Consider the following 13428-nt stretch of genomic DNA (forward strand, 5'->3'; position numbering starts at 1 on the left):
ATCCCTATTCGTTATCGGCTAACTGAGCTAACACAAGGTCAAGTTCGGATTCGTCATAGCCAGCAGCACGTGCCATGGCTTTGAGTTCTTCCATGTCGATATCGGCCATGCTTTGCTGCAAAAGATGCTGCGCCAAAGTGCTTAATTCTGGCATCGCAAACAGGTCGCTAATGGCGAGTTCGATTTGGAATGCATCGCGGATGCGGGTAATCAATTTCACGGCGAGCAGTGAATGGCCGCCCAATTCAAAGAAGTTGTCGCTGCGACCAACGCGTGCCACGCCAAGCAGTTCTTGCCATAACTCGGCTAGCTGCTCTTCCACTTCCCCTTGCGGAGCTTGGTAATCTTGCGTAACAAACGCCTCTGGCTCGGGCTGCGGCAGGGCTTTGCGATCGATTTTACCGTTCGCTGTGAGTGGTAAACGGCTCAATACCACATAGGCGACAGGCACCATGTATTGTGGCAATTGCGCCGCCAATTCCATCCGTAAATCGCTCGGTTTAACCGTGCCAACCACATAAGCAACCAAGCGTTTATCCCCCGCTTTGGTGCTTTGTGCCACAACCACCGATTCCACCACGCCGGCACAGCGTTTTAACGCCACTTCAATCTCACCCAGTTCAATGCGGAAACCGCGGATCTTGATTTGATCGTCGTTACGTCCTTGATATTCCAAGGTGCCATCGGGCAACCAGCGGGCTAAATCGCCTGTGCGATACATTCGCGCGCCACTATGAGCACTGAATGGATCCGCCATAAATCGGTCTTGGGTGAGATCTGGACGATTGAGATAACCGCGCGCGACACCTAATCCGCCGATGTAAAGTTCACCGGTCACGCCGCGTGGCACCAATTGTCCATGCGCATCAAGAAGATAGATTTGTGTATTGGTGATTCCGCGACCAATGTGCAGCTCGTTACCGCTAATCACACCCGATGTGGCAACCACGGTGGTTTCCGTTGGACCGTAGTTATTCACCAGCTGATAAGGCGCGTTGGCATGAGGTCGACGAGTCAGCTTATCGCCCCCGACCAGTAAGGTTTTGAGCGTATTAGGATGCACACCGCGGGCAAAGGAAAGCTCTGCCACTGGGGTCGACAAAAAGCCCACTTTAATTGGCTGCTCAGCCCACCATGCCAATAGCTGCTCAGGATCGCGACTAATGGCAAGGCTTGGCAAGGTCAAATAAGCGCCCGCACATAGCGGTGGCCAGATTTCCCATACGGCAGCATCAAAGCCCAGCCCTGCCACACTGGAGACACAATCACCCGCGCCAATATTGAACGCATGGTTGTGCCATTCAATTAGGTTAACTAAGTTGCGATGTTCGACCATCACCCCTTTCGGTTGCCCAGTCGATCCTGAGGTGTAGATGATGTACGCCAATTGCTCGCTGCTATAGGTACTGGTTGGCAAGTTATCGGCAATGCAGTCGGCCCACAGATGACGCCCTTGCAACACATTCACTTCCCGCACGCAAGGAACCGTTTCACCCCACACGGGCACCATGTCGACCGTGCCATCGGTGAGCAACAATTCAGGTTGGCTATCGCGTAACAAAAACTGTAAACGCTCGGCTGGATAAGTAGGATCAAGGGGCACATAGCCAGCACCCGCTTTAAGGACTGCTAGCATCGCCACAATCAGGGTTGGCGTACGGTCAAAACAGAGTGCAACGCGACTTTCGATCGTGATGCCTTGCTGTTGCATCCAATGGGCTAACTGGTTTGCCTGAGCATTAAGTTCGGCGTAGGTCATGCTGCGCTCGGCGCTGGAGAGCGCAATGGCATTAGGATGACGCGCGGCTTGACGCTCAATCAATTGATGAACACAAGAGACTTGATCGACCACTTGCTGCGTCTGATTTAAGCCATTGACCAATTGAGCATATTCGTCATTAGGCAACACGCACAGTTGCTCAACCGGGCGCTCTACCCCAGAAATCAGCTGTGACACCATCTGTTGCAAAGTCGCCAACATCATAGCGCCAAGACGCTCGCTACTGATGCGCTCATCCATTTGCAAATCCAGGGAGAAATCGATGCCTTGATGATCGTTGACCGAAATCGTCGCTGGATAGTTGGTATGCTCTGCGCTGTAGAGAATATCCATCTTACCTGTGCTTGCGCTGCTCAGTTGAGCGCTACCACCGTCATAGCGATAGTTAAGCAAGCTGCTAAAGAGTGGCGTAGAACCCGCAAGACCGCTGCACTGCTGAGCGAGCGCTAGCGATGCGTGTTCGTAATCCAACAAGTTCGCCAGTGCTTGATGAGTACATTGCAGCGCTTGCTGCAGTGACACCTGCGCCAAATTAAGTTTGAGCGGCAAGGTATTAAGGAACATCCCCAACACGCGATCGGCCCCTTCACCGGCCGACATGCGGCCAAACAGCACGGTGCCAAACACCACATTGTCGCGACCAGCCACAGCATCATCGCTCACACTGGCGGTGCTGCTACCCGACACAGCGCGTAGCACGAGGCCCCAAGCTAAATGGAATACACTGGCTGCGCTCACACCTTGGCGTTTTGCCACTGCGCGCAGCTGCTCGCTCAAATGTCTTTCGAGTTCAACATGCTGCACATTCACTTCGTAGTCGTCGCTGCGCTCAATCACACCAAATGGCGCGCAAGGTTCATCGAGCTCTGCAAACTGTTCAGTAAAGAAGCGCTTATGCCCTTCACTGTTAGCATTGAGACGACTGGTCGCAACAAAATTACGAAACGGCAGTGGCTTAGGAAGCGACGCTTGTTTGCCATCAATGTGAGCAAACACCTCTTCTACAAGCAGTTCCATCGTAGTGTGGTCGCTATTGAGGTGGTGGTTAACCAAGCACAATAGCCAACGTTGCTGCGCAACATCTTCGGTTTGATACGCCGCCATCAGCGGTGCACGGGTCACGTCCATCTGGGCGTATTCGCCATTGGCGCGATCAATTAATTCTGCCAACACATCTTGACTGTGGATCTGTAGCGTTACCGCGGCCAAAGGTGCATGGCGCCACACCACTTGCACCGGTTCTTCCAAACCATCCCACGCCATTGACGTGCGCAAAATGTCATGACGATCAATCACCTGCTGCAACGCATCGGTAAACTGGCGCACACTCTGAGCCGAAGAGAAAGACAAAATCACTGGGCTAAGGTAAGGATCGCGCTCTTTAGCCATACGGTGATGGAACAAAATCCCCTCTTGCAGCGGCGCCAACGGGTAAATGTCTTGAATGTTGGTCATGCCTCCATCCACGCCCGCCGCAATGTGGTCCAACTGCGCTTGGGTTAACTCGACCAAGGGCAGCATCTCTGGTGTGATGCGTTCACAACTTGGCGCGATTTGATAGTCCGGCACTTGCCAAGCGCTGTCTTGAGTTTCGGTCAGTAAGTTGGCGAGTTCGCACAGTGTTGGCGATTCAAAGAGCGCTTTGACTGCCAATTGTGTGCCCTGCTGGCGCAGTTTTTCAATCAGTTGAATCGCCAGTAATGAGTGACCACCCAGTTCGAAGAAGTTATCGTGACGCCCTACCTGCGCTAGGCCAAGTAAGTTTTGCCACAACGTAGCAAGTTGCACTTCACGTGGACCTTGCGGCGCAACATAAGTATGACGAACAAAGGCTTCTTCCGCTGGCTCTGGCAAGGCTTTGCGATCCATTTTGCCGTTTGGCGTCAGTGGAATCGCCTCAATTTGCATCAGTGCCGCTGGCACCATGTACTCTGGCAAACGCTCGCCCATCTGCGCTTTAATCGCTTCAATTGAAAGCACTTGCTCAGAAGTAAAGTAACCCACCAACTGCTTGTTAGCACTGGTGCCACGGGCAATCACCACGGCTTCGAGCACATCCGAGCAGCCTTTCAGCGCAGAGGAAATTTCGCCAAGCTCAACGCGGAAACCGCGGATTTTCACTTGGTCATCGTTACGCCCTTGATACTCAATGGTGCCATCAGCCAACCAGCGACCAACGTCCCCGGTTTTGTACATAGTGGCATGAGGATCTGTGACAAACGGGTCACGCACAAAGCGCTCAGCAGTTAAGTCGTCGCGGTTCAGGTAGCCGCGCGCCACTTGCACGCCACCGATAAAGATTTCTCCGGCAACGCCTAACGGCGCTGGTTGACCTTGGCTATCGAGCACATACATACGGGTATTAGCGACTGAGGAACCGATAGAGACTCTATCGCCGACCAAATCCCGCGGACAATGCCATTGGGTCACATCAACAGCCGCTTCGGTTGGGCCGTAAAGGTTATGCAGCTCAACATGAAGCAGTGTTTGGTAGGTGCGGCGAATGGTTTCTGCTGGCAAAGCTTCACCACTACAGAACATCAAACGCAGACTTGAACAACGTGATTGTTCCGTGCCTTCCAAGAACATCTGCAGCATCGGTGGTACAAAGTGCAAAATCGACACATGGCGACGTTCAATCAACTCACGCAGGTAGCTTGGGTCTTTGTGACCTTCCGGTTTGGCCATCACTAACGTGGCACCTACCCACAGCGGCGCAAAGAATTCCCACACCGACACATCAAAACTAAATGGGGTTTTCTGCAAAATCACGTCATCACGGTTAAAACCGTAGTCATCAACCATCCAGCTTAAGCGGTTGACTACGCCGCGATGTTCGTTCATCACGCCTTTGGGTTTACCGGTCGAGCCTGAGGTGTAAATGATGTACGCCAAGTGACGCGATGTAAGTCCAAGCGCTTTAGGGTCGAGGTTCTGCGTCGATTCACTCGCCCACGGTAATTCCCCTGCGAAATTGACCACTTGGACCGATTCTGGAATCTCCCCTAGGCGGCTACGCAGTTCATTGGTGGTGATTAGAACGACCGGTTGGCTATCTTGCACCATGTATTCCAAGCGATCTTCTGGATAACCGGGATCCATCGGTACATAAGCGCCACCGGCTTTTAAAATCGCCACGAGTGCCACAACCAATTCACTGCTGCGCTCTAGTGAAACCGCTACACGGCTGTCGGGACGAACGCCCTGTTTCACCAGCCAATGGGCCAGTTGGTTAGCGTGCGCGTTTAGCTCAGCAAAGGTTAACTCGGTTGGCAGCGTAAAACCTTGCTCGCTCTGCACTGCGATTTTATGCGGCAGATTAGCGGCAGTCTCTTCAATGCGCTGGTGAATACAACTCTCGGTTGGGTAGGCTTTTTCGGTTTGGTTAAAATCTTCTAATAGCAACTCACGCTCTTCTCGCGTCAGTATTTGCCATGCAGCATTTGGAGTGGCGAGTGCTGTCGCAGCGGTGCCGTTTAATGCTTCACGACTTAAGCCATTGGCAAGACCAGTTAATGCATTGATCATCATCTGCGCAACACGCTCACAGCCAATCACTTTGGCGACGTGCACGTCAACGGAGAAACCGCCGCCGATAAAGTCGTTCACATCGAGGCTGATTGGGTAGTTTGTTTGCTCTGCGGAGTAAACCAAATCGACGCGTTTAAGGATATCAGCTTGAGTTTGACTGCCACCTTGATAGCGGTAGTTCAGCAAGCTAGTAAATAGCGACATTTGTGCGGCAACGCCGCTTTGTTGCTGCGCTTGAATCAAAGACGCATGCTCGTAATTGAGCAGTTCCGCGAGAGCTTTATGGGTTGATTTCACCGCTTGTTCGAGGGAATTCGCGGCACAATTGATACGCAGTGGCAAGGTATTGAGGAACATCCCCATGGTGCGACTAGAAGCGTTGCCAGCCCCCATACGGCCAAACAGCACAGTGCCAAACACCGCATCTTGTTGACCTGTGGTGGCTTGCACCACTTTGCCCCACGCAAGATGGAACAAACTAGCGGTGCTAACGTTAAGTCGTTTAGCCTGTTCGCGCAAAGTCGCAGCCACGGAATCATCAAGGGCAACGGTGAGCATCTCAACGTCGGTGGTTGGGTTATCAAGCTTAAGCACGCCAAACGGAGCGCAAGGCTCGTCAATATCCGCTAACTGAGCAGCAAAGTAGTCACGGTCTTGTTGCTCATCTCGCTCTTGAGCCAGTTGCGCGATAAATTGACCAAAAGGTACAGGCTGAGCAAGGCTCTCCTGCTTACCATCCATATGGGCGAACACTTCTTCCACCAAAAGTTCTAAGGTGGTGTGATCGTTAATTAAATGGTGAATCAGCAGGCACAAAATCCAACGCTGATTTCCCTTATCTTCCACGCGATACGCTTCAATCAGTGGCGCTTGCGTCACGTCAATACGAGTGGACGCAGGATCAAAGTGCGCTTGCAATTGAGTGACAACGTCACCTTGTACAGAATCCTCAGCAGAAAGTGTCAGTGTCTCCACCTTCATTGGCGCCTCGCGCCACACCACTTGCACTGGCTTCTCGAGTCCTTGCCACGCCATCGCAGTGCGCAAAATATCATGACGGGCAATGACTTGCTGTAACCCATCGATAAAGCGATCCATTTCCTGTTGAGAGCCGAACGCGGTCATCAAACGCGTTAAGTACGCATCCCCTTGTTGCTCCAGTAAGTGATGGAACAAGATCCCTTCTTGTAGTGGTGCTAACGGGTAGATATCCTGCACGTTCGCCGCCCCACCCTGTACTTTCGCGCATATTTGCTCAATTTGAGTTTGGCTAAGTGCCACCAATGGCAACATCTCTGGGGTGATGTGCTGGCATGGCTGAGGAATGCCTCGGGTGACCGATAATTGCTCTTGATTGCTGCCTAGTGGAGTCGCCTCATTATGGCTTAATGTGGTCGCTAACGCTGCCAAGGTCGGTTGGTTAAACAGCGATTTCACTGCCAGCTCATACCCTTGTTGACGAAGTTGATCAATCAATTGCACCGCCAGCAGTGAGTGTCCACCTAATTCAAAGAAGTTGTCGTTACGACCGACTTCGGCAACACCGAGTAACTCGCTCCATAACGCAGCGATCGTCTCTTCGGCTTTACCTTGCGGCGCAACAAACTGCTGCCGCAACAGGCCATCTTCACTTGGCTCTGGCAATGCGCGACGGTCGAGTTTGCCATTACTGGTTAGCGGTAATACCGCCATTGGCATCCACGCCGAAGGCACCATGTAACTTGGCACCAAATCAGCGACATGGTCGCGCAGTGCATCAACCGCAATCGGGTTTGCCGCATCACTGGATACGAAGTAAGCCACTAAACGGTGATCACCATTGGCGCTCTTTTGTGCCACCACGGCGGCATCGGTAACACCAGCAAAACTGCGCACACAGGCTTCAATTTCGCCAAGTTCGATACGAAAACCGCGGATTTTGACCTGATCGTCATTACGACCTAAATATTCAATTGAACCGTCTGCTAGCCAGCGACCTAAGTCGCCCGATTTGTACATGCGGGTGTGACCATCATTGACGAACGGGTCAGCTAAAAAGCGCTCTGCGGTTAAATCGTCACGATTAAGATAGCCGCGCGCAACCCCTGCTCCACTGACGTACAGTTCACCTGTTACGCCAATCGGCACCGGTTTTTTATGTTCATCAAGGATATACAAACGCAGGTCTTTGAGGCCTTGACCAATTGGGCTTGCCCCAGTATGGCTGACATCTTGCGCACTGAGCGGATAATAAGTGGTGTGTACCGTAGTTTCAGTAATACCGTACATATTCACCAGCTGAGTTGCCTCATTTTCAGCGCGGGCATACCAAGGTGCTAGCGCAGAAAGCTCTAATGCCTCTCCACCAAAAATCACATAGCGTAAGGTATGTTGCACCTTCGCTTGAGCCAGTGTTTGTTGCGCAGCGCTCAACTGACGAAATGCGCTCGGTGTTTGGTTGAGCACCGTCACTTTTTCACGGCACAGCAAGTGGTAGAACTCATCGGGCGCACGAGAAACGAGGTGTGGCACCACCACTAAACGGCCACCAAACAGCAAGGCACCCCAAATTTCCCAAACCGAGAAGTCAAACGCATAAGAGTGAAATAGCGTCCACACATCCTGTTCGTTGAACTGGTAATCCCCTTGGGTAGCCGCCATCAAACGCAGCACGTTATGATGCTCGACCATCACCCCTTTCGGTTTACCGGTCGAACCTGAGGTGTAGATGATGTAGGCCATATGATGCGCGGTTAAACCGATCTCATCAGCATCGATGTTGGCGCGTGATTCGTCCAACCACTGCGGCTTATCTAGCAATGCGAGTGTGGTTTGCTCGGGCAGTTGTCCCAGTTTTTCGCAAAGGTTAGAACGGGTAATCACTACCTGCGGCGCTGAATCTTGCAGCGAATATTCCAAACGCTCTTTGGGATAATTAGGGTCGAGAGGAACGTAAGCACCACCGGCTTTTAGAGTCGCTAAGATGGCAACCAGTAACTGCTCATCACGCTCTAGTGCAATGGCTACACGACTGTCTGGACGCACGCCTTGCGCCCGCAGCCAATGAGCAAGTTGGTTAGCACTGGCGTTCAATTCAGCGTAGGTTAAATGCGACTCACCAAAGCTGACGGCGATGCGCTCTGCAAACTGCTTAACTTGATCTTCAAAACGTTGCGCTATGGTGTGATGCGCAAAGAAATCCACTTTATCACGGTTAAAGCCTTCGACGATTTGTGTCGTATCACGCTCGTTGAGTACAGGCAGCGCCATAATCAAGGCATTAGGTTGCGCCAGCATTTGACGCAATAAGGTTTTCCAATGGGCAACATAGCGACGCACTGTCGCCTCATCAAATAGAGACGTGGCGTAATTCACATACCCTTCTAAGCGCCCGTCCACTTCACTCAAGCCGATACTTAAATCAAACTGAGCGGTATCGCTATCACCAGGTAAAAGATTGAGCTCCACTTGTTCCATGTTGGTCAGTTGATCTGGCGTATTGTGCAGAGCAAAAATCACTTGGAAAATTGGGTTATGCGCCATGCTGCGATTAGGCGCGATCGCTTCAACAATCTGCTCGAAAGGAATGTCTTGATTAGCCTGTGCAGCGAGCGTTGTCTCTTTAACTTGTTCAATCAATGAGACAATATCGCTATTGGGATTAAGCTGAACACGCATCGCTTGGGTATTAACAAACATACCGATCATACTTTCCAGTTCGGTGCGGCTACGCCCCGCAACTGGTGTGCCAATCACCACATCGTTTTGCTTAGCTAAACGTCCCATCAGCAGCGCCCACGACGCCATTAACGTCATGTACAAGGTGCTGTGATGCTGAGCAGAGAATACCTTTAACGCTTGTGTGAGATCCGAATTTAATGCGATAGAGAAAGTACGCCCATCGTAACATTGTTGCTCTGGTCGTATGTGATCCTGTGGAAGTGTTAAACAGTCTGGAACACCATCAAGTGCATCAATCCAATACGCTTTTTGCTCTTCAATCCACGGTCCTTTAACGTGGCGTTGTTGCCAGAGCGCATAGTCTCCATACTGCACGCTTAATGGTGCAGGGAAAAGCTCCGCTCGGTCCGCGACGATAGCGTTGTAATGCTCAACAATATCATTGAGTAAAATACGTACCGACCAACCATCAGCGATAATATGGTGCAACGCCAAACCAAGTTGCCACTCCTGTTCACTTTGCTGGGCTAGACAAACGGAAAACAGATAGCCTTGGGTAAGATCAAATTCAGGCTGCCATTCGCCCAGTGTTTCCGTACGCTCAATCGGAAACGGGGTTAAAACAGGTTGAATCTTCTGTACAGGCTTACCATCAACCACCACGAACTGAGTGCGCAATGGAGTATGGCGTTTGACCACCAAAGTCATTGCATCGGTTAATGCATCCAAGTGCAATGGACCGGTTAAAGCAAGATGATGACGCATCACATACGCCTTCGCTGCGTTGGTATCCAACTGCTCGAGCAACCACAAACGCTGCTGCGCTGCTGAGAGCGGAAACTGAATACAATACTCTGCAGCTTCAATCTCAGGCAAGACATCAGCTTCGGTACGATTGGCAATAAGATTCGCCATACGTTCAAGAGTCGGATGATTAAACAAATCAACCAACTGTAACTCTTGCGCAAAATGATCGCGAATACGCGACAACAATTGCGCCGCCAACAGTGAATGGCCACCCAACTGGAAGAAATGGTCGTAACGACTTACTTGACCACAACCAAGCAGAGCTTGCCAAAGGATCGCCAACCGCTCTTCAAATCCCGTTTGCGGTGCAACGTAATCAATGCGTACTTCACTTAACTTTTCAGGTTCTGGGAGAGCACTGCGGTCGACCTTGCCATTTTGTGTCAAAGGAATGCAGTCAAGCTGGACCAGCGCATTTGGCAACATGTAATCAGGCAATGGCTGAGATAAATGTGCCATGATAGCTTCATGAGTGACGTCGCCATCGGTTACGGTGTAATAAGCCACCAGACGTGTCTGTTGTTCATCGGTTTTCGCGACGACCACAGCACTGTCGATACCGGGACACTGTTGCAACGCCGCTTCAATCTCCCCCAGCTCGATACGAAAACCTCGCACCTTCACCTGAAAATCATTGCGACCAAGAAATTCAATGTTGCCATCAGGCAGCCAACGCCCCAAATCGCCAGTGCGATACATGCGAGAATTTGGTTCAGCGCTAAATGGATCAGGAATAAAGCGCTCTTGGGTCAAACCTTCGAGGTTAAGATACCCACGGGCTACCCCCTCACCACCAATCACAATTTCTCCAACCACACCAATTGGGGCAAGCGCTTGCTGTTCATCAACAATATACACTTGTGTGTTACTTAATGGTTTACCAATGTGAGCAGCAAACGGCTGATGGCGGTCCATCATCACAAAGGTGGAATAGGTAGTGGTTTCGGAAGGTGCGTATAAATTACATAACTTTGGCACAGCCGTTTCAGCAAAAAGACGTTCAGCTAAACCACGTTTTAATGGCTCGCCCGCCACGTTAATCACCTGTACCCCACTTGGAATGGCATGATGTTCCAACAGTGCCGCTAGCGCGGAAGGCACGGTATTAATCAAGGTAAGATCGTAATGACCTTCAAGCAGACTCAAGGCATTTTCAACAATGACCAGAGTACCACCACAGCTCAAGGTGGTGAATATTTCAAAGATGGAAAGGTCAAAGTTAAGAGAAGTAGAAAACAGCGTACGGTGCAATGTTGCGGGCTGATATTCGTTGATTGCCCATTCGACTAAATTCACCGCGTTACGATGCTCAAGCATCACCCCTTTCGGTTTGCCTGTCGAACCAGAAGTGTAAATCAGATAGGCCAATTGGTGCGACGAGAACTCGCTCGCCACCAAGTCTTCGTCACTGTAGGCGCTGCAAGCTCTCAGAACGCGATCAAATTCCACCACCTGACATGGAAACGAAAACTCTTGACGATTAAGGTCAGACTCCTTGGTGGTAAAAATGATGCTCGGTTGGCAATCTTCAACCATATAGCAGCGGCGGTCGAGCGGATAATTGGGGTCCATGGGCACATAAGCGGCCCCAGTTTTCAGCACCGCCATGACGGCAACCAGCAATTCATGATTGCGTGGCAAGGAAAGCGCGACACGACTGTGTGCGCTAACACCATGATCGGCAAGCCAGTGAGCCAATTGATTCGCTTGCTGATTTAGTGCGGCATAAGTCACTTGTGTTGTGCCAAATTCCAACGCTATCGCATTCGGTGTTAAGGCCACTTGCTGCTCAAAAAGATGATGCAAACCAAACTGTTTAGCGAAATACGCTTGTGTCGCATTAAATTCTTCCAGCATGGTAGTACGTTCATGCGGCAGCACCATATCCCATTGATTAACTTGAGCATCTGGCTTATTAACGACACTTTGTAAAAACAGTACCATTCGTGCGAAATGGGTCTCAATGTCATCAAAACTATAAAGAGCACTGTTGGCATCTAAGCAAAGTTCCAATCCCGCCGATTCACCGCGGTCACACACGGTAATTGACAGATCGTCAGTTGGACCAATAGACAGGTTATGCACTAAAGCAAGTGCGGAACCAAACTGCATGTTGTACTCAAAAGGAATGATATTGATCAGCGTAGAAAACAGTGGTTGATGATCACCCAGTAATCCTAAATCGGCTTTGAGACGTTCGCTGCGATAACCCTGATGTTTTAATGCCCCATGAATATTACGTTTAGCTTGATCTAACCCCTCTGCGAGGCAGGATGTGGCACCAAAATTCAACTGAATAGGCATGACGTTTGTCGCCATGAAAGGAACGTTACGTGCTGCCTTGGTACGGCGCCCAGTCACAGGAAAGCCTAATGCTAAAGTTTCTTGTCCTGTCATGCGATACAAGTAGAAACCAAACAAGGTCACTAACAATTGCGGTAACGTCACATTAAGCTGTAGAGCTAAACTGCGAATTTGTTGACTTAACGATGCAGGCAAATAGTTTTGTTGGCGATTCACTTCGACGCATAATGCGGAGTCACGACTCAACGAGGTTGCCACTGGTGGCTTAGACCAACGTTCTAACCAGTATTGACGATCTTTTTCCCACCTTGGGGAACTCAAATAGGTGTTTTCGTCACACATAACATCAGTCAATGAGGCAAAAGAACATTCCGGCAGTTGAGCTTGTTGGCAAATGGCATTGTAAAGCGAGGCCACACGCTGCATGAAAAGATGACTTGCATAACCATCACTAATAATGTGATGAAAGCATTGATAAAGGTAATAACAATCTGGTGCTATTTTGAACAAAGCGAACGAAAATAAAGGGCCATGCTCAAGAGACATATCGCAATTGAGATCTTGCTGCATCCAATCAACAGCCATACAGTGCGGATCTAATGCATCACTGCAATCGATAACGGGTAGTGACCAGTGAACCTCCTGCAATGTAGTTTGCATAGGTCCTTGGTCAGAAGCATAAAAACACACGTTATAGGCTTGTGTATCTGCAATCGTGTGACGTAGTGCTTGCTCCAACGCTACAGATTCAACCACATCATTAATGACCAGATATTCGGCAATTTTAAACACCGAGTTAGCTGCGGTTGGGTTCATCTGCTGAGCAAACCAGATACCCTGTTGCGCCGCAGACATGGGAAGTGAAACCTGAGTATTACCTTGAGAAGCCTCTTTAGGGCTTTTGTTACCGTGCATAAATCCACCACTGATTTATAAAATTGTAGTACCGACTTTTTTTGGGCAAAGCAAATCCGTCCTCAAATTAATGAGGAATAAATTTTTCATGTGAGCAAATAAACACTCTTTACTGTAATGTTACGATTACGTTATTAATAACAAAAATTACAACCATTCAAAGAACAAATAAATTTAGATTTAAAAAAGTGATATTTATTCAATAAGGAATTTACGACGAATATAACAAGAAATGATAAATAAACAAGTAATGAGCTATTTAATAATTAAACGCCATGTGTGATATTGGTCCAAAAAACAAAATGAATCACTGTAACACTTCCCATTTATGGAACCGAAAAGCTATGTCATGGAAGTTTTAAATATAGGTCAGAGTAATCAATACTTTTTTAAATTTTAGATGCATGCTAAATATCTTCATAGAGTAAATA

The 13428-nt window shown here is 49.6% G+C and carries 1 protein-coding gene; it reads right to left on the minus strand.

What is annotated here, in order from left to right; translation table 11 throughout:
- Window positions 1-4 precede the first annotated feature (4 nt).
- Complete coding sequence (locus tag JCM16456_RS07995; RefSeq protein WP_068713716.1) at window positions 5-12997, minus strand: non-ribosomal peptide synthetase; 12993 nt, start codon at window positions 12995-12997, stop codon at window positions 5-7.
- Between the last annotated feature and the right edge of the window lie 431 nt (window positions 12998-13428).

Origin of the sequence: Vibrio tritonius (assembly GCF_001547935.1) — a bacterium.
Classification (GTDB): Bacteria; Pseudomonadota; Gammaproteobacteria; order Enterobacterales; family Vibrionaceae; genus Vibrio; species Vibrio tritonius.

Coding starts and splice junctions, on each gene's coding strand:
- JCM16456_RS07995 (WP_068713716.1), bottom strand. CDS start 12,997: ATGCACGGTAACAAAAGCCCTAAAGAGGCTTCTCAAGGTAATACTCAG.